Origin of the sequence: Streptomyces sp. NPDC001851 (genome assembly GCF_040297165.1) — a bacterium.
GTDB lineage: Bacteria > Actinomycetota > Actinomycetes > Streptomycetales > Streptomycetaceae > Streptomyces.
On the sequence record NZ_JBEOYR010000001.1, the window covers coordinates 74,717 to 95,989 of the forward strand.

Below are 21,273 nucleotides of genomic sequence, written 5' to 3' on the forward strand. Positions count from 1 at the left end.
TTCCTGTTCTCGCCAGGCTCCTCAGGCGGAAATGCGGCATCTTCCACCTCTCACAGGTTGAGGGTTCTTCCCGCCCGGGAGCGGCCCTACCCCTGCACTGAACGACGGAGCGGCATCCATGTACTTCACCGACCGAGGAATCGAAGAACTGGAGAAGCGGCGCGGCGAGGAAGAGGTCACCTTCGAGTGGCTCGCCGAGCAGCTGCGTACGTTCGTCGACCTGAATCCCGACTTCGAGGTACCGGTGGAACGGCTCGCGACCTGGCTGGCCCGCCTGGACGACGAGGACGACGACGAGTAGGTCCCGCGGCCCCTCACCCGAGCTCGGCGAACGCTCCGTACCCGCGCCTGCGGTACGGAGCGTTCGCATGCCCTCGATCGGGTGTCTTGACTTTCCGTGACCGCGATATATCGTGAATGGAAGAAGACGCGATATGGCGTGTCATGACTGCGCCTGGCCTGCGCCCCGCCGCGCCCGAGGAGGCCCCCATGCCCGAGTGGTCCGTCACCGAGCCCCAGAAGCTGACCTTTGACACCCGCGTGAGCGACCTCCAGGTCCGCGTCGTCAACGGAACAGTGAACGTGGTGGGCACGGACGAGGGTTCCGCCCGTCTCGAAGTCTCGGAGATCGAGGGCCCGCCCCTCGTGGTCACCCAGCAGGGCGACACCCTCACGGTGGCCTATGAGGACCTGCCCTGGAAGGGCTTCCTGAAGTGGCTCGACCGCAAGGGCTGGCGGCGGAGCGCCGTCGTCTCCCTGGCGGTCCCCGCCGACACGCGCGTGGAAGTGGGCGTGGTCGGCGCGGGCGCGGTCGTCTCCGGCATACGCGGCCCCGCGGTGGTCAAGGGCGTGACCGGCGACACGACCCTGGTCGGCGTCTCCGGCCCGGTCCGCGCGGACACCGTGTCGGGGAACCTGGAAGCCCAGGCGGTCACCGGCGACCTGGTCTTCAAATCCGTCTCGGGAGACCTGACGGTGGTCGAGGGCTCCGGTCCCTCCGTCCGCGCGGACTCCGTCAGCGGCTCCATGATCGTCGACCTGGACCCGGACGGCCCCACGGAGGTCAACCTCACCAGTGTGTCCGGCGAGATCGCCATCCGCCTGCCGCATCCGGCGGACGCCGAGGTGGAGGCGAACACCGCGAGCGGCACAATCTCCAACGCCTTCGACGGACTGCGGGTGCACGGCCAGTGGGGCGCCCACAAGATCACGGGGCGCCTGGGCGCGGGCACGGGCAGACTCCGGGCCACCACGGTTTCCGGCTCGATCGCCCTGCTGCGCCGCCCGCCGCGCGAGGACGAGGCGGACACCCCGGGGGACGCCGGGCCCACCGAGCCGTCACGGAAGCCGGACGCCGCCCCGGCCGGCGGCACGACCGACGGCACGACCGACAAGAAGGTGCTCTGACATGCCCCCCGTCTTCGCCCACGGGCGCCTGCGCCTGTATCTGCTCAAACTGCTCGACGAGGCCCCGCGCCACGGCTACGAGGTGATCAGACTCCTTGAGGAGCGCTTCCAGGGGCTCTACGCCCCCTCGGCGGGCACGGTCTACCCCCGGCTGGCCAAGCTGGAGGCGGAGGGCCTGGTCCGGCACACCACGGAGGGCGGCCGCAAGGTGTACGCCATCACGGACGCCGGCCGGGCCGAACTGGCCGACCGCAGCGGCGAGTTGGCCGACCTGGAGCTGGAGATCCGCGAGTCGGTCGCGGAACTGGCCGCCGAGATAAGGGCCGACGTGCGCGGCGCGGCCGGCGACCTGCGCCGCGAGATGCGCGCGGCCGCGTCCGAGGCGCACCGGAACGCGAAGACGGGCGCGGGCGCGGCGGGCCCCTCCGGGGAGTACGGCGACCTCACCGACAAGGAGGCCTGGCGGGCCGCCAAGGAGGAGATGCGCCGCGTCAGGCAGGAGTGGAAGGAGCAGGCCCGCCGCGCCAAGGACGAGAGCCGCCGGGCTCGCGAGGAGGCCCAGCGGGCCCGCCGCCAGGCCCAGGAGGCGCAGGCGCGGGCGCGGGCCCAGGCGCAGGAGGAGATGCAGCGCATCGCGCGCCAGGTCCAGGACCGCGTCCAGGACCACTTCGCGCACGGCGACTGGCCGACGGGCGTCCGCGAGGGCCTGTCCGAACTGGCCAGAGAGCTCGGTGACTTCGGCAAGAACTGGGGTCACTCCCGCACTCCCGATGAGCCGGCGCCCAGGTCCGGCGCCACAGCCGCCGACGTGCACTACGTCCGGGCCACCGAGGACTTCCCGGCAGAGTACGAGCCGTCCTGGGCGCACGAGGACTCCACCGGCGACCCGGCCCGCGACCTGGACCGTCTCCTCGACCGCTTCCGGGACGACATCCGCGACGCGGCCCGCGACCACGGCGTCACCCACGCCCAGCTCCGCGACGCCCGCCGCCACCTGTCGACGGCGGCGGCCCACATCGGCGCGCTGCTGCGGACACCGGCGCCCTGACGGGAGCCACGGGGGCCGGGCCCGGACACCCGGGCCCGGCCGACGACCGCTCCCGCCGGAGCAGGAGGCCTCAGGACGTGGTGAGCACGATCTTCCCGAACTGCTCGCCGGAAGCGAGGCGTTCGAAGCCCTCACGGGCCCGGTCCAGCGGCAGCTCCTCGTCGATGACGGGCCGTACGCCGGTCGCGGCACAGAAGGAGAGCAGGTCCTCCAGCTCGTCCTTGGTGCCCATGGTGGAACCGACGACCTTCAGCTCCAGGAAGAAGATCCGGGTCAGCTCGGCATGCGAGGGCCGGTCACCGCTGGTGGCGCCGGAGATGACGATCGTGCCGCCGGGCCGCAGGGACTTCACCGAGTGGGACCAGGTGGCGGCGCCCACGGTCTCGATGACGGCGTCCACCCGCTGCGGCAGCCGCGCTCCGGGCTCCACGGCCTCCACGGCCCCCAGTTCCAGGGCCCGCTTCCGCTTGGCCTCGTCCCGGCTGGTGGCGAAGACACGGAGCCCGGCCGCCTTGCCGAGCACGATCGCGGCCGTGGCGACACCGCCGCCCGCGCCCTGCACGAGAACCGAGTCACCGGGCCGTACCCCGGCGTTGGTGAACAGCATCCGGTACGCCGTCAGCCAGGCCGTCGGCAGACAGGCGGCCTCGGCGAAGGACAGCTCCTTGGGCTTGGGCAGGACGTTCCAGGTCGGCACGGCGACCTGTTCGGCGAAGGTGCCCTGGTAGCGCTCGGTGAGGATGGAGCGCGGCTCGTTCGGGCCGACGCCGTGGCCGGTCTGGCCGATGACGGAGTGCAGGACGACCTCGTTGCCGTCCTCGTCGACTCCGGCGGCGTCGCAGCCGAGGATCATCGGCAGCCGGTCCTCCGGGAGGCCGACGCCCCGCAGGGACCAGAGGTCGTGGTGGTTGAGGGAAGCGGCCCGCACATGGATGGTGCTCCAGCCGGGCCGGGCCTCGGGAGCCGGACGCTCCCCCAACTCCAGGCCGGTGAGCGGCTGGTCGCGGTCGATTCGGGCGGCGTAGACAGCGAACATGCTGCCGACGATAGGCGCGCTGATCAGCCGGCGGAACCGCGGGGCCCTGTGACACATGCCCTCTTGCGCTGGGCCACCCGTCCGGCGCAGGCCGCCCCCAGCGCCCCGAAGGGCACCCCTGCCACACCAGATCCGGGCGGGCGGGTGGCAAAGGAACGGCCCCGCCCAAACGGACGGGGCCATTCAGCGCAACGTCAGCGACGGGCAACGCCCTCGGCGCGAGCCGCAGCCGCCACAGCCGCCGTGACCGCCGGAGCGACCCGTTCGTCGAACGGCGAGGGAATCACATAGTCGGCGGCGAGATCGTCGCCGACCACCGCGGCCAGCGCCTCAGCCGCAGCGATCTTCATCCCCTCGGTGATCCGGGTGGCCCGCACCTGCAGCGCGCCCGCGAAGATGCCCGGGAACGCCAGCACGTTGTTGATCTGGTTCGGGAAGTCCGACCGCCCGGTCGCGACGACCGCCGCGTACTTGTGCGCGACGTCCGGATGCACCTCGGGGTTCGGGTTGGCCATCGCGAACACGAAGGCGCCCTTCGCCATGGAGGCCACGGCCTCCTCCGGGACCGTACCGCCGGAGACGCCGATGAAGACGTCGGCGCCCGCGAGGGCGTCCTCCAGGGAGCCGGTGATGCCCGCCTTGTTGGTGAAACCGGCCAGCTCGCGCTTGACCGGGGTCAGGTCCTCCCGGTCGGCCGACACGACGCCCTTGCGGTCCGCGACCGCCACGTCCCCGATGCCGGCCTCGACCAGCATCTTGGCGATGGCGACACCGGCCGCGCCGGCGCCCGAGATGACGGCCCGCAGCTGCCCGATCTCACGGCCGCTCAGCCGCGCGGCGTTCCGCAGCGCCGCGAGCGTCACGACGGCCGTACCGTGCTGGTCGTCGTGGAAGACCGGGATGTCGAGGCGCTCCTGGAGCTGCTTCTCGATCTCGAAGCACCGGGGTGCCGAGATGTCCTCCAGGTTCACTCCGCCGAAGGAGGGAGCGAGCCGGACCACGGTCTCCACGATCTCGTCCACGCCCGTGCAGTCGAGCGCGATCGGCACCGCGTCGACGCCGCCGAACTGCTTGAACAGGATCGCCTTGCCCTCCATCACCGGGAGGGAGGCCTGGGGACCGATGTCCCCGAGTCCGAGCACGGCCGTACCGTCGGTCACGACGGCGACCACCGAGGACTTCCATGTGTAGTCGTTGACCAGCTCCGGCTGTTCCGCGATCGCGGTGCACACGCGCGCCACACCGGGCGTGTACGCGAGGGAAAGGTCGTCCTTGTCGCGGACCGGCACGGTGGCCTGCACGGCCATCTTGCCGCCGCGGTGCAGCGCGAACGCCGGATCGAACGAATCGAGGGGCTCGGCCCCGCCGTCCTGATCCGTTGTGCTGTCGCTGCGAGGATTGACGATCTCCGCTGCCACTTTGTTTTACCCCTTAGGTATGCATGGTTTGAGGGTCGACCACTCCTGGTGAGGGGTGGGCGGGCACCGCGTACGGCCCGATTGCTGATACGTACGAGCACATACGCGACGGGCGCGCCGCACACGCGCCCTGAGCCCCGGATGAGGGGTGTAAAGAACCTTCTTACCGGACGGACGGCGCTCACGACGAGTCCAATAGGCGCAAGGTCACATCTCGGAACCGGAAAGCCGCCGTGAGGTGACGCGCAGCTGACAACCGCGCCGAGCGCGCGAAGGCGTCGCACAGAGGCCCGAGCTGACCACATCGTGAGATGCGTCGAAGAATTTCCGGCCATATGGCCGGAATCCCGCAGATGGTTCGGTGCTGTTGAACCAAGGTGTACCGACCTGAGGCGGTTTCGGGGGTCACCCGTTATCCGATTTTGACATAGTCGGCCCCCTGGACGGCGTAGTCCGAATGGCAAGATGCCGTAAACCCACGAGGTCGCGACACCCGAAGGTGTGTGCTCTCGTCGACCGTCGGCACCTCTTCCCATCCGCCGGAGGAACCACGATGACCGCAAACTTAGCCCGTCGTACGACCGCCGCACGCTCCCGTCCGGCAGCGGTCGGTGCGATCGCGGTCGCGGGCGCCCTGCTGCTCACCGGCTGCGGTGACCAGACCAAGGACAAGAGCAAGGACTCCGGCTCCGCCAGCGCTCCGCTCGCCGGCAAGCTCCCCAAGGACATCAGGGACAAGGGCAGGATCGAGGTCGGTTCGGACATCAAGTACGCCCCGATGGAGTTCAAGGACTCCTCCGGCAAGGCCGTCGGTGTGGACCCGGACCTCGCGGCGGCCCTGGGCAAGCAGCTCGGCGTGACGCTGGAGTTCCAGGACGGCACCTTCGACGGTCTGCTCACCGGTCTGCGCTCCGGCCGCTACGACATCGCGATGACGGCGATGACGGACAACAAGGACCGCCAGCAGGGCATCGACCCGGACACGGGCAAGAAGGTCGGCGAGGGCGTCGACTTCGTCGACTACCTGACCGCCGGTGTCTCGATCTACACCCGCAAGGGCGACACCCAGGGCATCAACGGCTGGTCGGACCTGTGCGGCAAGAAGATCGCCGTCGAGCGCAGCACCGTCTCGAACGACCTGGCCAAGCAGGAGGCCAAGAAGTGTCCGAGCGGCAAGAAGCTCACCATCGAGCCGTTCGACGACGACCAGCAGTCCCAGACCCGGCTGCGCTCCGGCGGTGTGGACGCGGCCTCCTCCGACTTCCCGGTCGCCGCGTACGCGGTGAAGACCTCCGGCGGCGGCAAGAACTTCCAGATCGTCGGCCGGCAGGTGGAGGCGGCGCCGTACGGCATCGCCGTGGCCAAGAAGGACGCGCAGTTGCGCGACGCGCTGCAGGCCGCGATGAACGCGATCATCAAGAACGGCGAGTACGCGAAGATCCTCCAGAAGTGGGGCGCCCAGGACGGCGCCGTCAAGGAGTCCGTGATCAACGGCGGCAAGTGACCCGCGGAAGCAGACGAAGCAGAAGCGGCCACTGAGAGGCAACACCCGTGACTGACACAGAGAAGACGGCCGGGGAGGGCCCCACGGGCCCCGGGGAGGGCACCACTCCCCCGGCCGCCCCGGAGGCCATCAGGGCCATCCCGGTCCGGCACTACGGGCGATACGTTTCCGCCGTCGTCGCCATCGCGGTCCTCGTCGCGATCGTCTACGCGTTCGGCCAGGGCCAGATCAACTGGCACGCGGTGCCGGACTACTTCTTCGACCACCGGATCATGACCGGCGTCTCCAAGACGCTCATGCTGACGGTCCTGTCGATGCTGATCGGCATCGCCGGCGGCATCCTCCTGGCGATCATGCGGCTGTCGAAGAACCCGGTGACCTCGTCGATCGCCTGGTTCTACATCTGGTTCTTCCGCGGCACCCCGGTCCTGGTCCAGCTGTTCCTCTGGTTCAACCTGGGCCTGGTCTTCGAGTACATCGACCTGATGCCGTTCTACAAGGACTACTGGTCGAACTTCATGACGCCGCTGCTGACGGCGCTGCTCGGCCTGGGTCTGAACGAGGCGGCGTACATGGCCGAGATCTGCCGCGCGGGCCTGCTCGCGGTGGACGAGGGCCAGACCGAGGCGGCCCACGCGCTCGGCATGAGCCACGGCAGGACGCTGCGCCGGGTGATCATCCCGCAGGCGATGCGCGTGATCGTGCCGCCGACGGGCAACGAAGTGATCAACATGCTGAAGACCACCTCGCTGGTGGCGGCCGTCCAGTATCCCGAGCTGTTCCGCTACGCCCAGGACATCGGCCAGAACTCCGGTGCCCCCGTGGAGATGTACTTCCTCGCCGCGGCCTGGTACCTGATCATGACCTCCGTGCTGAGCGTGGGCCAGTACTACATCGAGCGCTACTACGCCCGCGGTTCCAGCCGCCAGCTGCCGCCGACGCCGTGGCAGAAGGTGAAGGCGAACATGTTCTCGCTGGGCCGTCCGAGGGGAGCGGTGGGCGCGGCATGAGCGGCAGGCTGAGCAAGACGCAGGATGCGCCGCCCGAGGGCACGGTCCCGATGGTCAGGGCCCAGGGCGTGCACAAGTCCTTCGGGCACGTCGAGGTGCTCAAGGGCATCGACCTGGAGGTCGAGCCGGGTGAGGTGTTCTGCCTGATCGGCCCGTCCGGCTCCGGCAAGTCGACCTTCCTGCGGTGCATCAACCACCTTGAGAAGATCAACGCCGGCCGGCTGTACGTCGACGGCGAGCTGGTCGGCTACCGCCAGCAGGGCGACAAGCTGTACGAGCTGCGCGACCGTGAGGTCGCCATGAAGCGCCGGGACATCGGCATGGTCTTCCAGCGCTTCAACCTGTTCCCCCACATGACGGCGCTGGAGAACGTCATGGAGGCGCCGGTGCAGGTCAAGGGCGTGGCCAGGACGCAGGCCCGGGAGCAGGCCATGCAGCTGCTGCAGCGCGTGGGGCTGGCCGACCGGGCCGGGCACTACCCCTCGCAGCTGTCCGGCGGCCAGCAGCAGCGCGTGGCCATCGCCCGGGCCCTGGCGATGGAGCCGAAGCTGATGCTGTTCGACGAGCCGACCTCGGCCCTGGACCCGGAGCTGGTCGGTGACGTCCTCGACGTCATGCGGGATCTCGCCGAGTCCGGCATGACCATGGTCGTCGTCACCCACGAGATGGGTTTCGCCCGCGAGGTGGGCGACAGCCTGGTGTTCATGGACGAGGGCGTGGTGGTCGAATCGGGCCACCCCCGCGACGTCCTGACGGACCCTCAGCACGAGCGGACCCAGTCGTTCCTGTCGAAGGTCCTCTGAGCACACACCCGTGAGGGGCGGTACGGATGCTCCGTACCGCCCCTTCCTGTGGACCATGCTCAGAAGCGACCCGCGAGTTCACCGGTGAGGGTGCCGAGGATGCCGCCCTCCTCCTCTTCTTCCTCGGCGTTTGGCGCAGCCGCCTCGCCGTGCCTGTGGCCGTGGGCGGGCTCGGGCCGGGCGGCCGATTGCGCAAGGGTGGCCTTTTCCGGAGTGGACGCGGCTGCGCCCGTCATTCCGATCGTGGCGAGCAGGACGGGGGTAGCGAGCGCGATGGCCAGGACCCTACGTGCAAACACGACTTTCCTCCGCATTTGGGATGATATTTCGCCGCCTAGCTACCCGAGCATTCATTCCAAAAAACCGCTCATCGAACTAACCACTCGCACGGCCCCGCCCACGCCCCGGCGACCGGCCGCGCCCCCAGCCGCACCACCGCATCGCGTAATACCCTGGACAGACGACCGGCTGTTACCCGACGCAGACATGACCATAAAGCGCCCTCGTAAGGACTACAAGTGGAACTGGCCTATTACTCGGATTATGCCGTCCGTCTCGTCAACACCGAGGAACCGGCCCGGGGCAAGGACTCGCTGACCTCGGTCGAGGCCGTCCGCGACCTCTTCGGCGAGAACTCGTCGGCGGCCCGCCGCGCCACCGACGCCGACGTCACCCGCTTCCGCTCGGTGCGGGCCCGGCTGCGCGCGGTCTTCGAGGCGGCCGACAAGGGCGACGAGACCCTCGCCGTCGACCTGCTGAACTCACTGCTGCTGGAGTTCCCCGTGTCACCCCAGATCTCCGGCCACGACCACCGGGACGATGACGGCCGCCCGCTGTGGCACATGCACCTGGCCGACCACCCCTCCAACGCCACGGCGGGCTACGCGGCCATCGCCGCCATGGGCCTGGCCTTCCACCTCACCGAGTACGGCGTCGACCGCCTCGGCCTGTGCGAGGCCGCGCCGTGCCGCAACGCCTTCCTCGACACCTCCACCAACCGCTCCCGGCGCTACTGCTCCGACCGCTGCGCGACCCGCGCCAACGTGGCCGCCTACCGGGCCCGCAAGCGCCTTGAGGCCGACCGGTCGGCGAGCAGCGGCCTGGCGGCCGAGAGCGCCCAGCGCACCAGCGTCAGCGGCGAACGCTGACCGGCCGGGAGCGGCCGGTACCTGAAGCGCGCCGTACCCAGCACCAGTTCGTCCGGTACGACGCCGTAGTCGGTGCTGTCCCCGCCCGCGTAGGGGTTGTCCCCGAGCACCCACCAGCCGCCCTCGCGCCGCTCCACGGCACGCTTGACGACGAGCAGGTCCTGCTGGAACGGATGGCGCAGGACGACGACGTCCCCCGGCCTGACCGAGGCCCCGTACTGGACCAGCAGGCGGTCCCCGTGATGGAGCGTGGGCACCATCGACGGGCCGGTCACCTCGGCCAGCCCGAACGGCGCCACCGCCCTCCCCCGCTCGCTCTCCTGCGACAGCTCCGGCATCCCCGGCACCTCCCCGGTCCGTTCCTCCACCAGTCTCAGTCTGACCCTGGACTTTTGTCCTAAGCCCCAGGGGGCACCCGAGAAATCGCCTTCTGCAGGGAGTAATGTCACACCTGAGAAGACGATCACGAGGAAGGAATGCTCCATGCTTTCCCGCCTGTTTGCCCCCAAGGTCAAGGTCAGCGCCCACTGCGACCTGCCCTGCGGCGTGTACGACCCGGCCCAGGCCCGCATCGAGGCGGAGTCGGTGAAGGCCGTCCAGGAGAAGATGGCCGGTAACGACGACCCCCACTTCCAGGCACGCGCCACCGTCATCAAGGAGCAGCGCGCGGAGCTCGCGAAGCACCACGTCTCCGTGCTCTGGAGCGACTACTTCAAGGCCCCGCACTTCGAGAAGTACCCGGAGCTGCACCAGCTGGTCAACGACACCCTGAAGGCCCTCTCGGCCGCCAAGGCGTCCACCGACCCGGCGACGGGCCAGAAGGCGCTGGACTACATCGCCCAGATCGACAAGATCTTCTGGGAGACCAAGAAGGCCTGAGGCCTTCTGTCCCTGGACAAGGGGCCCGGCCGGTCCTCCGGCCGGGCCCCTTGCCGTACCCACGCCGTCAGGGCGACGAGCGGGCTCGCCGGTGCGGGCCGCACGCTCTGTCAGGGCGTGGCGGCCGGGCCCGGTGGCAGGTGGACCGTCATGATCAGGTGGCAGGTCTCGCCGCCCGCGCCGCGGTAGGTGTGCGGGGTGTCGCCGTCGAAGGTGGCCGTCTGGCCTGCTTCCAGCGGGTGCTCGTCGCCGTCGACGACCAGGGTCATGCGGCCGGAGGTGACGCTGACGGTTTCCACGACTCCGGCCTGGTGGGGGTGGCTGGGGTATTCCTCGTCCGGCTCCAGTCGCCAGCGCCAGACCTCGACCGGCGCCGGCCCCGAGGTCGTCAGCATGAGCCGGGCCTCACTGCCGCGCTCTCCGGTCCACAAGGGGGCGACTGCGGCGGCGTCCACCACGCGGACCCGGCCTTCGGACGGTCCCTGCATCAGCGCGGACACCGAGATGCCGAGGGTGTCGGCGAGCCGCACCAGAGTGGCCAGGTTGGGATTGCCCTGGGCTTTCTCCAGCGCCACCAGGGCACCCTTGCTGACCTGGGCGCGCCGGCCGAGCTCGTCCAGGGACAGGCCCGCGCGGGCTCGGGCCGCCCGCACGTTCTGCGCGACCGTCCGCAGGGTCGCGGCCGTCTCGGCCACCTGATCACCATCCTTCCGCCTTGACCAGTGAAATGTACCGCCCGGTCGTTTGGTTGACACGCTTTGGTCGTTCCGTTGTACGGTGCAGTCGTTCCACTGTAATCGTAAGGAATGTGCTGTGATCGCTCTCCTGCTGGCCCTCGGCAGCTCACTCGCGTACGGGTGCGCCGACTTCCTCGGCGGCCTCGGCGCCCGGAAGGCCCATGTGCTGCGGACCGTGATGGTCGCGGCCCCGGCGAGTCTCGCGGTCGAGCTGCTGCTGTGGCCGGCGCTCGGTGCCTCGTTCGGCAGCGCCACCCTCGGCTGGGGCGCCGCGTCCGGGGTCGCCTCCGCCGCCGCGTTCGCCCTGCTCTACCGCACCCTGGCGATCGGCCCCATGAACGTGCTGTCGCCCGTGACCGCGCTGGTGTCCGCCGCGCTGCCGGTGGGTGTCGGCCTGCTCCAGGGCGAGCGGCTGACCGCGGCGGGGCTGGTGGGACTGCCGCTCGCGCTGGTGGCGGTCGTACTGGTCAGCGCCGGACACGGCGGCGGTTCGGCGCGCCCCTCCCGTACGGCCCTGCTGCTGGCCCTCGGTGCGGGCGCCGCCATCGCGCTTCAGCTGGTCTTCCTGCACCAGGCGCCGTCCGGCAGCGGGGTGGCGCCGCTGATCACCGGCCGGGCCGTCTCCTCGGCCGTCGTCCTGGCCGCGGCCGGGCTGATACGCCACAGGCTGGGCTCCGAACGGCCCGCGTACGCGATGTCGGCCGCCACGGGCGTGCTGGACTCGCTGGCGAACCTGTTGTTCCTGCTCGCCGCCCGCAGCGGGGACCTCACCGTCGTCGCCGTGGTCACCGCGCTCTACCCGGCCGGCACGGTGCTGCTCGCGCGCGGCGTGCTCGCCGAACGCATCCACCGCGGCCAGCTCGTCGGCCTCGGCACCGCCGCCGTCGCCGTCACCCTCCTCGCCCTGCCCTGAGCCCTCGCTCAGCCCCGCCCCGTTCCCTGGCTGACCCCCGGCCCAAGCCCTACCCGAGCCCTCGCTGAGCCCCAACCCGAGCCCTGGCTGACCCCCACCCCCAACCCTCGCTGACCCCCGACCCGAGCCCTCGCTGACCCCCGACCCGAGCCCTCGCTGAGCCCCGACCCGAGCGCCGGCCCGTGCCCCGACCCGAACCCCGACCCCAGCCCGGACCCGAACCCCGAACCCATCCGCACCCCAGCAGGAAACGGAACCCGCCCATGCCCGCCTTCCGCATCGCCCCCGCCGTCGCAGAAGCCTTCCCCGACACCCTCATCGCCCTCGTCACCGCCACCGGCCTGCGGGGCCACGAGCCCTGGCCGCACACCGACACCGCCGTGGCGGAGCTGGAACAGCAGCTCGCCGACGGCAGCTGGCTTCCCGCCGACGAGACCGACCCCCGCATCGCGGCCTGGCACACCGCCTACCGCTCGTTCGGCACCAACCCCCGCCGCATCCGCCCCAGCGTCGACGCACTCGGCCGCCGCCTCGCCAAGAAGGGGACGCTGCCGCGGATCAACCCGGCCGTCGACTCCTACAACACCGTCTCCGTCCGGTACGGTCTGCCCGCCGGCGCCTTCGACCTCGACCGAGTCACCGGCGATGTCGACATCCGGTACGCGGACGGCACCGAGTCCTTCACCCCGCTCGGCGAACCCGGCACCATCGAGACCCCCAGCCCCGGCGAGATCATCTACGCCGACACCACCGGGGTCCTGACCCGCCACTGGAACCACCGCGACGCCCACCGGACCCGCGTCACCGAGGACTCCACCCGCGTCGCCTTCCTCCTCGAAACCCTCCACGCCACCCGCGACGGCGACCTCCTGAAGGTCGCGGCGGACGAACTGCGGGGTCTTCTCGCCCCGCACGCCGGGCAGAGCGCCGTGCACTACCTCGGCCCCGCCCGGCCACAGGCCACCGCCTGAAAGGAGCGTGCCATACCTCGGTGTCAGTGCCCTGTGCCAAGCTGTCGGCGTGACCCTGGAGGACCTCAGACGGCTGCGGCGGGTGCGCGACCGCATGGACCGCGAGTACGCCGAGCCGCTCGACATGACCGAGCTGGCCCGCGGCGCCCACATGTCGCCGGGCCACTTCCAGCGCAGCTTCCGCAAGGCCTTCGGCGAGACGCCGTACAGCTATCTGATGACCCGCAGGATCGAACGGGCCAAGGCGCTGCTGCGCCGCGGCGACCTCACCGTGACCGAGGTGTGCCTCGCCGTGGGATGTACGTCGCTCGGCTCCTTCAGCTCCCGCTTCACCGAGCTGGTCGGCGAGACCCCGAGCGCCTACCGGGCCCGTGACCACGAGGAGAGCGCGGCGATCCCGTCCTGCGTGGCCCGTACGTTCACCCGGCCCCGCCGCCGGCCCTGGTGACTCGCGCGCGTCCGGATCCCGATGGGCCTAGCGTGGGCCCATGGACGTGAAACTCAAGCAGTGCTTCATCGCGGTGGACGACCACGACAAGGCGCTCGCCTTCTACCGTGACGTGCTCGGCCTGGAGGTCCGCAACGACGTGGGCTTCGAGGGCATGCGCTGGGTGACGCTGGGCTCGCCGCTGCAGCCGGACGTCGAGATCGTGCTGGAGCCGCCCGGCGCGAACCCGGACGCCTCCCCCGCCGACCGGCAGGCGATGGCCGAGCTGCTGGCCAAGGGCATGCTGCGGGGTGTGATCTTCACGACCGAGGACTGCGACGCGCTGTACGAGCGGGTGCGGGAGTCCGGCGCCGATGTGCTCCAGGAGCCCACCGACCAGCCGTACGGCGTGCGCGACTGCGCCTTCCGGGACCCGGCGGGCAACCAGTTGCGCTTCCTCCAGCGGCCCGCCCGGTGAAATACCGCGAGCCGCTGATGGGTTGGCGCCTACACTCCCCGCCGTGATCATTCGCTGGACCTACGCCTTCGTCGACCGGCCCGCCGCCCGGCTGCCCGAGGCCCGCGCCTTCTGGGCCGCCGTCACCGGCACCCGGCCGTCCGAACCCCGCGGCGACCGGGGGGAGTTCCTCACCCTGCTGCCCGAGGACACCGACGGGACGGACGCCTGCGTGAAGCTCCAGGGCGTCACCGGGGGCGACGGCGGTGCCCATCTCGACCTCTGCGCCGAGGACGTACGGGAGTTGACCGGTGCGGCCCGTGACCTCGGTGCGGAGAGGGTGGCGGAGCACGACGGCCGGGCCGTACTGCGCTCTCCGGCGGGGCAGTTGTTCTGCGCCGTGCCCTGGCACGGGGAGTCGGTACGGCCGCCGGTGGTGGCGGGCAGCCGGCTCGACCAGGTGTGCCTCGGCATCCCGCCGTCGGCGTACGCCACCGAGTCCGCCTTCTGGGCCCGGCTCACCGGCTGGGAGCGGCAGACCGGTTCACGGCCGGAGTTCGAGGTGCTGAGGCCGCCGGCGGGCCTGCCCGTCCGGATCCTCCTCCAGCGGCTCGACGAGGAACGCCCTGTCTCCGCCCATCTCGACCTCGCCTGTGCGGACGTCGCCGCCGTCCGCGCCCGGCACGAGGCGCACGGGGCGGTCCCGGTGGGCGGGGGCCCGCACTGGACGGTGATGCGCGATCCGGCGGGCGGCACCTACTGCCTGACCGGCCGGGACCCGGAGACCGGCGGCCTGCCCGGCGCCGGTCAGCGCCCGGTGGACGCGTAGAGGCACAGAACCGCAGGGGTGGCGGAGGACTCCGGACGCGGCGGGCACGCGTCCCCGCCGCCGCCCTTCGCCGGTCATCCCCAGGATTCCACGTCCACCACGGCGCCGGCCGGCACCGGCCCGTACACATGCGGGAACTCCTCCCCGCCCGGCTCCATGGCCTCGTACTTCACCGGCGCGCCGACCAGGGCCGGATCCACGACCAGCACGACCAGCTCGTCCGGGCCGTCGTAGTCGCCGTAGAGGAACGCGGCGACGCGCGGGAGCTGCTCGCGGGTGGAGAAGTGGATGAAGCCCTCCTCCTGGAGGGTGCGGCCACGGGTGGACACCTCATAGGAGCCGCGCTCGCGCGCCGTCTCCCACAGGGAGCGTTCGGTGATGTGGAAGATGCGGGGCAGTTTCGGCATGCGCCTACGGTACGGCGCCGAGGGCGGGCCCAGCGGCGGCTTTCCGTGCGGGTGCATGCGACGGACCCCGCACACCGTGGGGATGTGCGGGAGCCGCCCGACCGGAGTCCCGGGGACCGTACGAGGTCAGGAGTCGCACGGTCCCGGGACTCCGGGGTCTCTCCCGGCCGCCGGTGCCGGCAGCGCTCAGCTGCTGCGCCGGGTCACGAACTCGGCGAGCGCCAGCAGGCCGTCCGCCGCCTCGGGGGCGGGGATCGCGCGGGACAGCTCCTGCACGGCACGGGCCATCCGGTCGGCCGCCTCGGCCTGCGCCCAGTCCCGGCCGCCCGCCCGCTCCACGGCGAGGGCCGTACGCGCGATGCTCTCGGCGTCACCGGAGATGTACGGCTTGGCGTACATCTCGGCCAGTTCGGCCGCCGCCTCGGTGCCGGTCGACAGGGCCGCCACCACGGGCAGCGACTTCTTGCGGGCCGCGAGATCCGCACCGGCCGGTTTGCCGGTGCGGCGCGGGTCGCCCCATATGCCGATGACGTCGTCGATCAGCTGGAAGGCGAGCCCCGCCTGCCGGCCGAAGCCGTCCAGCGCCGCCACCTCCTCCTGGCCGGCGCCCGCGTACAGCGCGCCGAGGGCACAGGCGCAGCCCAGCAGCGCGCCGGTCTTGGCCTCGGCCATGGCGAGCACCTCGTCGAGGGTGACGTCGTCCGGGGCGCGGCGCTCCAGGTCCGTGTCGGTGTGCTGGCCGGCGCACAGCTCCAGGACACAGTCCGCGAGCCGGGCCGCGGCCGGTCCCGAGGCCGGGTGCGGGTCCTCGGCGAGCAGCCGCAGGGCCAGTGCCTGGAGGGCGTCACCCGCGAGTATCGCGTCGGTGTCGCCGAACACCGTCCAGGCCGTGGGCCGGTGCCGGCGGGACGTGTCCCGGTCCATCACGTCGTCGTGCAACAGCGTGAAGTTGTGGACCAGTTCGACCGCCACCGCCGCCCGCACCGCCGCCGTACGGGCCGCCGGGCCGCCGAGGGCGGCGGCTGCCGCCAGGACGAGCGCGGGCCTTATCGCCTTGCCGGCCCTGCCCGTCGCCGCGGTGCCGTCCTCGTGCTGCCAGCCGAAGTGGTAGAGCGCGATCCGCCGCATGGAGCCGGGCAGCGCCTCCAGGGCCGCGCGCAGCTCCGGGTCGACGACGGCCCGGGTGCGCTCCAGCAGGGCCGCCGCCTCCTGTCCTTCGAGCGGACCGGCGTCGGCGTCGCCGGTCCTCCCCCGCCGTTCCCCCGCCGTGCCGGGGTGCGGCACGACGGGGGAACGCTGTTCGGTCTCCGTCATGAACTCGGCCATGTCTCCCCCTCGCCAGGTCCGCGGACGCCGGCGTCGCCGGCCCGGCCGGACGCATGTTCCGAGGGTCTACCCGCCGCGGCGGGCGGGGACACGGCCGCGAAGTGCGGAAACGTCACCTCCAGCGGCCGATCTCGACGTTCTCCAGCACACCGAGCGCGTCGGGCACCAGCACGGCGGCCGAGTAGTAGGCCGTCACCAGGTACTTGATGATGGCCTGTTCGTTGATGCCCATGAAGCGGACCGACAGGCTCGGCTCGATCTCGTCCGGGATGCCCGACTGCCGCAGGCCGATGACGCCCTGGTCCTGCTCGCCGGTGCGCATCGCGATGATCGAGGTGGTGCGCTCCGGGGTGACCGGGATCTTGTTGCACGGGTAGATCGGCACGCCGCGCCAGGTGGGGATGCGGTTGCCGCCGATCTCGACGGTCTCCGGGACCAGTCCGCGCTTGTTCAGCTCGCGCCCGAACGCGGCGATCGCACGCGGGTGGGCCAGGAACAGCTTGGTGCTGCGCCGGCGGCTGAGCAGCTCGTCCATGTCGTCCGGGCTGGGCACGCCGTCGTGCGGCTGGATCCGCTGGTCGTACTCGCAGTTGTGGAGCAGGCCGAAGTCGCGGTTGTTGATCAGCTCGTGCTCCTGGCGCTCCTTGAGCGCCTCGACCGTGAGCCGCAGCTGCTGCTCGGTCTGGTTCATCGGCTGGTTGTACAGGTCGGCCACGCGTGTGTGGATGCGCAGCACGGTCTGGGCGATGCTCAGTTCGTACTCGCGGGGCCGTGCCTCGTAGTCCACGAAGGTGTGCGGGATGTCGGGCTCGCCGGAGTGGCCGGCCGCCAGCTCGACCTCCTTCTCGCCGTACTTGTTGGTCCGCTGCTCCGGGACGGAGCGCAGCTGCTCCAGGTGCGCGCGCAGGGTGTCGGAGCGCTCGGCGATCTGCTGGAAGTCCTGGCGGCTGAGGATCAGCACCGTGGTCGCGGTGTCCGCGCGGACGGTGTACTCCCAGATGGCGTCCGGGTCCAGCAGTGCCTGCTCACCGAAGTAGGCGCCGTCGGCGAGGACTCCGAGGACGGCGTCGTCGCCGTAGGGCCCCGTACCGATCTTCTCGACCCGGCCGTGCGCCAGCAGGTACACCTCGCCCGTCTGGTTGCCGAAGTCGGCGATCACCTCACCCGGCGCGAAGTCGCGCTGGCGGCAGCGCCGGGCCAGCTCCGTCAGCACCTCCTCGTCCTCGTAGGACCGCAGGGCCGGCAGTTCGCCGAGCTCGGCCGGGATGACCTCGACCTGGTCGCCGGTCTTGACGAAGGTGATGCGGCCGTCGCCGACGGAGTACGTCAGCCGCCTGTTGACGCGGTACGTGCCGCCCTGGACGTCGACCCACGGGAGTGTGCGCAGCAGCCAGCGGGAGCTGATCTCCTGCATCTGCGGGACGGACTTGGTGGTGGTGGCCAGGTTCCGCGCGGCCGCCGTCCCGAGGGACTGCTGCGGCTTGCTCTGATCCGTGCGGACCTCTTCGCCTACCGACATAGAGAATTGCCTCCCAGGTATCCCCGGTGCCGAATCGCCCTGGGCACCGGCCTCTGCACCGAGCCTTCCATCACCCTCAGTGGTCACGCCATTACCCGAAAGAGCGGGAATGGATCATCGGATCAGTGGGCACACAGCGGATCCGCCGTGGTCCGGGACGTCCGGTTTCGGTAGCGTCCGGCGACCGGAACGGACCGGCACGGAACGAAGGAGGCGGCATGGCCCCACCCATGTCCGCGAGCGGGTTTCTGGACGCCCTGCGAGCGGAGGGCCTCACCGTCGTCGAGGTCGGCGACTGGCAGAACCACAACCGCAACCACAAGGGCCCGTGGGGGCCCGTCCACGGCGTGATGATCCACCACACGGTGACCCGTGGCAGCGCGCTCACGGTGCAGTTGTGCAAGGACGGCCATGCGGCGCTGCCGGGCCCGCTGTGCCACGGCGTGATCACCAAGGACGGCAGCGTGCACCTGGTGGGCTACGGCCGCGCCAACCACGCCGGCCTCGGCGACGACGACGTGCTGCGCGCGGTGATCGCCGAGAAGGGGCTGCCGCCGGACAACGAGGCGAACACCGATGGCAATCGGCACTTCTACGGCTTCGAGTGCGAGAACCTGGGCGACGGGGAGGACCCCTGGCCGCAGGCCCAGCTGGACGCGATCACCCGGGCGGCGGCCGCGGTGTGCCGCCGGCACGGGTGGACCGAGAGCTCGGTGATCGGCCACTTGGAGTGGCAGCCGGGGAAGGTGGATCCGCGGGGGTTCGGGATGGGGTGGCTGCGGGAGCGGGTGGCCGAGCGGCTGAAGGGGTAGCGCCGCGCCCCTTCGTCCACGGAGATCCACCAGAAGGACCCGAGCCCCCGCACCGGGTGACAATGAAGCCGTGACCAGCCGGACCCCGCTCGCTCCCCGCCTCCCCTCCCCTCTCCAGGAGGTGGCGGACGACCGGTTCGAGCGGTGCGGAGTCCGGCTTCTCCTCAAGCGCGACGACCTGATCCACCCCGGCCTCGTCGGCAACAAGTGGCGCAAGCTGGTGCCGAACCTCCAGGCGGCCCGAGGCCGCCCCCTGGTCACCTTCGGCGGCGCCTACTCCAACCACCTGCGCGCCACCGCCGCCGCGGGCCGTCTCCTCGGTGTGCCGACCACCGGCGTGGTCCGCGGCGAGGAGCTGGCCGGCCGGCCGCTCAACCCCTCGCTGGCCCGGTGCGCGGCGGACGGCATGCGGCTGCACTTCGTCGACAGATCGACGTATCGCCGCAAGACCGAGCCGGAGACCCTGGCCGCGATCCTGCGCGCGGCCGGCGCCGAGGAGGCGTACGTCGTCCCCGAAGGCGGCAGCAACAGCGCGGCCGTACGAGGCTGCCGGGCCCTGGGCGGGGAACTGCGCGGGCACGCCGACGTCGTCGCGGTCGCCTGCGGCACCGGCGGCACCCTCGCGGGGCTCGCCGCCGGGCTGGCGGCCGGACAGCGCGCGCTCGGCGTACCGGTCCTCAAGGGCGGCTTCCTGGAAGGCGAGGTACGGAGTCTGCAGGAACGTGCCTTCGGCGCCCGCACCGGCTCCTGGTCCCTCGACGAGCGTTTCCACTTCGGCGGTTACGCCCGTACGACACCCGAACTGCACGCTTTCGCGCAGGACTTCGAGGACCGCCACGGGCTGCCCGTCGAACGTCTCTATGTCGCCAAGCTGCTCTACGGACTCGTCACCCTCGCCGGGGAGGGCGCCTTCGCGCGCGGGACGGCGATCGCCGCCGTCGTCACCGGGCGGCCGTTCCCGGGGGACGAAACCCCCTAGGGGGCCTCCCGGTAGACCGCCGCCTCCTCCAGGTCCAGGCGTCTGAGCAGCGCGCGCAGCATCTCGTCGTCGATGTAGCGGTGGTCGCGGAGCTTGACGAAGACCTCGCGTTCGGCGCTGATCATCTCGCGGGAGAGCCGGCGGTAGGTGTCGTCCACGGTCTCGCCGGTGACCGGGTTGGTCTGGCCGAGGCGCTCCCAGACCGCGTTGCGGCGGCGCTCCAGGACCGTGCGGAGGCGGTCGGCGAGCGGCGGGGGCAGGGCGTTGCGCTCGTCGGAGAGGAGGTCGTCCAGGCGGCTCTCGGCGGCCCGGGAGGCCTGTGCCTGGGCGTTGGCCTCGGCGAGCGTCTCGGCCTGCCGGTCGCGCCCGGGGAACCGCATCAGGCGGATCAGCGGCGCGAGGGTCAGGCCCTGCACCACGAGGGTGCCGATGACGGTGGTGAAGGTCAGGAACAGGACCAGGTTCCGCTGCGGGAAGGGCGCACCGCCGTGCACGGTGAGCGGGATCGAGAAGGCGATGGCCAGGGACACCACGCCTCGCATGGCGGCCCACCCGGTCACGACCGGCGCCCGCCAGGTGGGGTTGTCCTCGCGCTCCCTGATGCGGCTGAAGAGGCTGCGGGGCAGGAAGGTCGCCGGGAACACCCAGACGAAGCGGGCCGCGACGACCACGAGGAAGACCGCGAGCGCGTACCAGGCGGCGTCGGCGCCCTGGTACGCCCCCAGCCCCTTCAGCACGGTCGGCAGCTGCAGGCCGATCAGCGCGAACACCGCCGATTCCAGCACGAAGGCGACCATCCGCCACACCGCGTCCTCCTGGAGGCGGGTGGCGAAGTCGACCTCCCACGCGCGGTGCCCGAGATAGACCGCGACCACCACGACCGCGAGGACTCCGGAGCCGTGGAACTGCTCGGCCACGCCGTAGGCGACGAACGGGATCAGCAGGGAGAGGGTGTTCTGCAGCAGCGCCTCCCTCAGGCGGGTGCGCAGCCAGTGGATCGGCACCATGAGCACCAGCCCGACGACGACACCGCCGACCGCGGCCCGCAGGAACTCGCCGATGCCGCCCGCCCAGGTGGCGCCCTCGCCGACGGCCGCGGCGAGGGCCACCTTGTACGCGGTGATCGCGGTGGCGTCGTTGAGCAGGGACTCGCCCTGGAGGATGGTGGTGATCCTGGACGGCAGGCCGACGCGGCGCGCGATCGCCGCGGCCGCGACCGCGTCCGTCGGTGCCACCACCGCGCCCAGTACCAGCGCGGCGGGCAGCGGCAGCCCCGGAACGACGAGGTAGGCGGCCCAGCCGACGACGAAGGTCGCGAAGAGCACGTACCCGATCGACAGCAGCCCCACGGGCCGCATCTGGGCGCGCAGGTCGAGGTACGAGCTCTCGGTGCCCTCCTTGTACAGCAGCGGGGGCAGCACCAGGGGCAGGACGACGTCCGGGTCCAGCGTGTAGTGCGGGACGCCGGGGACGTACGAGACCGCCAGGCCCACGGCGACCAGCAGCAGCGGGGCCGGCACGGGGGTGCGCCGGGCGGCCCCCGCGACCGCCGCACTGCCCGCCACCAGCAACAGCAGCGGCATCACGTCCATGATCCTCGCCCACCCTCGTTGTCCGCGCGGCCACCCGCACGCCCGTCGTAA

24 protein-coding genes are annotated in these 21,273 nt (G+C 71.4%); 15 read left to right on the plus strand and 9 right to left on the minus strand.

The window, feature by feature from the left end:
- Positions 1-118: 118 nt before the first annotated feature.
- From ABT171_RS00320 to ABT171_RS00330, 3 genes are all read left to right on the plus strand, one after another.
- Complete coding sequence (locus ABT171_RS00320) at positions 119-301, plus strand: DUF6104 family protein (protein WP_019075209.1); 183 nt, start codon at positions 119-121, stop codon at positions 299-301.
- 188 nt (positions 302-489) lie between these two features.
- Complete coding sequence (locus ABT171_RS00325; protein WP_351238117.1) at positions 490-1,407, plus strand: DUF4097 family beta strand repeat-containing protein; 918 nt, start codon at positions 490-492, stop codon at positions 1,405-1,407.
- A 1-nt stretch (position 1,408) separates the two neighbouring features.
- Positions 1,409-2,455, plus strand: coding sequence for a PadR family transcriptional regulator (locus ABT171_RS00330; RefSeq protein ID WP_351238119.1), 1,047 nt, complete (start codon positions 1,409-1,411; stop codon positions 2,453-2,455).
- 70 nt (positions 2,456-2,525) lie between these two features.
- On the opposite strand, the gene ABT171_RS00335 is transcribed toward ABT171_RS00330, so the two are convergent.
- Positions 2,526-3,491, minus strand: coding sequence for a zinc-binding dehydrogenase (locus ABT171_RS00335; protein ID WP_351238121.1), 966 nt, complete (start codon positions 3,489-3,491; stop codon positions 2,526-2,528).
- A gap of 194 nt (positions 3,492-3,685) precedes the next feature.
- Complete coding sequence (locus ABT171_RS00340; RefSeq protein ID WP_351238123.1) at positions 3,686-4,909, minus strand: NAD(P)-dependent malic enzyme; 1,224 nt, start codon at positions 4,907-4,909, stop codon at positions 3,686-3,688.
- 553 nt (positions 4,910-5,462) lie between these two features.
- Between ABT171_RS00340 and ABT171_RS00345 the strand changes: the two genes are divergently transcribed.
- From ABT171_RS00345 to ABT171_RS00355, 3 genes are read left to right on the plus strand one after another with little or no spacing between them, the layout of a single operon-like run.
- Positions 5,463-6,413 carry an ABC transporter substrate-binding protein gene (locus ABT171_RS00345; RefSeq protein WP_351238125.1) on the plus strand — a complete coding sequence of 317 codons (951 nt, stop codon included), beginning with the start codon at positions 5,463-5,465 and terminating at the stop codon, positions 6,411-6,413.
- 47 nt (positions 6,414-6,460) lie between these two features.
- Positions 6,461-7,423 carry an amino acid ABC transporter permease gene (locus ABT171_RS00350; RefSeq protein ID WP_351238127.1) on the plus strand — a complete coding sequence of 321 codons (963 nt, stop codon included), beginning with the start codon at positions 6,461-6,463 and terminating at the stop codon, positions 7,421-7,423.
- Between the two features lie 50 nt (positions 7,424-7,473).
- The gene (locus tag ABT171_RS00355) at positions 7,474-8,226 is read left to right on the plus strand and encodes an amino acid ABC transporter ATP-binding protein (RefSeq protein ID WP_351239073.1); all 753 of its coding nucleotides are present in this window, start codon (positions 7,474-7,476) and stop codon (positions 8,224-8,226) included.
- Positions 8,227-8,285: 59 nt separating this feature from the next.
- On the opposite strand, the gene ABT171_RS00360 is transcribed toward ABT171_RS00355, so the two are convergent.
- Entirely contained in the window at positions 8,286-8,525 is a 240-nt protein-coding gene (locus tag ABT171_RS00360; RefSeq protein ID WP_351238129.1) for a hypothetical protein, read from the minus strand.
- Positions 8,526-8,744: 219 nt separating this feature from the next.
- On the opposite strand from ABT171_RS00360, the gene ABT171_RS00365 reads away from it, so the two are divergent.
- Complete coding sequence (locus tag ABT171_RS00365) at positions 8,745-9,374, plus strand: CGNR zinc finger domain-containing protein (RefSeq protein WP_351238131.1); 630 nt, start codon at positions 8,745-8,747, stop codon at positions 9,372-9,374.
- On the opposite strand, the gene sodX is transcribed toward ABT171_RS00365, so the two are convergent.
- A complete protein-coding gene (sodX, locus tag ABT171_RS00370) occupies positions 9,278-9,712 on the minus strand; it encodes a nickel-type superoxide dismutase maturation protease (RefSeq protein WP_351239075.1) in 435 nt (144 codons plus the stop codon). The two genes, ABT171_RS00365 and sodX, sit on opposite strands and share 97 nt — an antisense overlap.
- Before the next feature lie 145 nt (positions 9,713-9,857).
- On the opposite strand from sodX, the gene sodN reads away from it, so the two are divergent.
- Positions 9,858-10,253, plus strand: a complete 396-nt coding sequence (gene sodN, locus ABT171_RS00375; RefSeq protein WP_014674929.1) for a superoxide dismutase, Ni — start codon at positions 9,858-9,860, stop codon at positions 10,251-10,253.
- A gap of 110 nt (positions 10,254-10,363) precedes the next feature.
- On the opposite strand, the gene ABT171_RS00380 is transcribed toward sodN, so the two are convergent.
- Positions 10,364-10,948 carry a helix-turn-helix domain-containing protein gene (locus ABT171_RS00380; RefSeq protein WP_351238134.1) on the minus strand — a complete coding sequence of 195 codons (585 nt, stop codon included), beginning with the start codon at positions 10,946-10,948 and terminating at the stop codon, positions 10,364-10,366.
- 118 nt (positions 10,949-11,066) lie between these two features.
- Here ABT171_RS00380 and ABT171_RS00385 point away from each other — a divergent pair, with 118 nt between their 5' ends.
- The 5 genes from ABT171_RS00385 (at position 11,067) to ABT171_RS00405 (ending at position 14,587) form a co-directional block, all read left to right on the plus strand.
- Positions 11,067-11,903 carry an EamA family transporter gene (locus tag ABT171_RS00385; protein ID WP_351238136.1) on the plus strand — a complete coding sequence of 279 codons (837 nt, stop codon included), beginning with the start codon at positions 11,067-11,069 and terminating at the stop codon, positions 11,901-11,903.
- A gap of 263 nt (positions 11,904-12,166) precedes the next feature.
- Positions 12,167-12,874 carry a B3/B4 domain-containing protein gene (locus tag ABT171_RS00390; RefSeq protein ID WP_351238138.1) on the plus strand — a complete coding sequence of 236 codons (708 nt, stop codon included), beginning with the start codon at positions 12,167-12,169 and terminating at the stop codon, positions 12,872-12,874.
- Positions 12,875-12,968: 94 nt separating this feature from the next.
- Positions 12,969-13,322, plus strand: a complete 354-nt coding sequence (locus ABT171_RS00395) for a helix-turn-helix transcriptional regulator (protein ID WP_503073040.1) — start codon at positions 12,969-12,971, stop codon at positions 13,320-13,322.
- Positions 13,323-13,362: 40 nt separating this feature from the next.
- The gene (locus tag ABT171_RS00400; RefSeq protein ID WP_351238142.1) at positions 13,363-13,779 is read left to right on the plus strand and encodes a VOC family protein; all 417 of its coding nucleotides are present in this window, start codon (positions 13,363-13,365) and stop codon (positions 13,777-13,779) included.
- 43 nt (positions 13,780-13,822) lie between these two features.
- Positions 13,823-14,587 carry a VOC family protein gene (locus tag ABT171_RS00405; protein WP_351238144.1) on the plus strand — a complete coding sequence of 255 codons (765 nt, stop codon included), beginning with the start codon at positions 13,823-13,825 and terminating at the stop codon, positions 14,585-14,587.
- A 74-nt stretch (positions 14,588-14,661) separates the two neighbouring features.
- Here the strand turns inward: ABT171_RS00405 and ABT171_RS00410 are convergent, their stop codons facing one another.
- The 3 genes from ABT171_RS00410 to ABT171_RS00420 form a co-directional block, all read right to left on the minus strand.
- Entirely contained in the window at positions 14,662-14,994 is a 333-nt protein-coding gene (locus ABT171_RS00410) for a DUF952 domain-containing protein (RefSeq protein ID WP_351238146.1), read from the minus strand.
- A gap of 186 nt (positions 14,995-15,180) precedes the next feature.
- On the minus strand, positions 15,181-16,320 hold the full coding sequence (locus ABT171_RS00415) for a family 2 encapsulin nanocompartment cargo protein polyprenyl transferase (protein WP_351238148.1): 1,140 nt from the start codon (positions 16,318-16,320) through the stop codon (positions 15,181-15,183).
- Between the two features lie 112 nt (positions 16,321-16,432).
- Positions 16,433-17,839, minus strand: a complete 1,407-nt coding sequence (locus ABT171_RS00420) for a family 2B encapsulin nanocompartment shell protein (RefSeq protein WP_351238150.1) — start codon at positions 17,837-17,839, stop codon at positions 16,433-16,435.
- Positions 17,840-18,057: 218 nt separating this feature from the next.
- Here ABT171_RS00420 and ABT171_RS00425 point away from each other — a divergent pair, with 218 nt between their 5' ends.
- Positions 18,058-18,651 carry an N-acetylmuramoyl-L-alanine amidase gene (locus ABT171_RS00425; protein ID WP_351238152.1) on the plus strand — a complete coding sequence of 198 codons (594 nt, stop codon included), beginning with the start codon at positions 18,058-18,060 and terminating at the stop codon, positions 18,649-18,651.
- Between the two features lie 70 nt (positions 18,652-18,721).
- The gene (locus ABT171_RS00430) at positions 18,722-19,630 is read left to right on the plus strand and encodes a 1-aminocyclopropane-1-carboxylate deaminase/D-cysteine desulfhydrase (protein ID WP_351238154.1); all 909 of its coding nucleotides are present in this window, start codon (positions 18,722-18,724) and stop codon (positions 19,628-19,630) included.
- Here ABT171_RS00430 and ABT171_RS00435 read toward each other — a convergent pair.
- Positions 19,627-21,222, minus strand: a complete 1,596-nt coding sequence (locus tag ABT171_RS00435; protein ID WP_351238156.1) for a Na+/H+ antiporter — start codon at positions 21,220-21,222, stop codon at positions 19,627-19,629. The two genes, ABT171_RS00430 and ABT171_RS00435, sit on opposite strands and share 4 nt — an antisense overlap.
- Between the last annotated feature and the right edge of the window lie 51 nt (positions 21,223-21,273).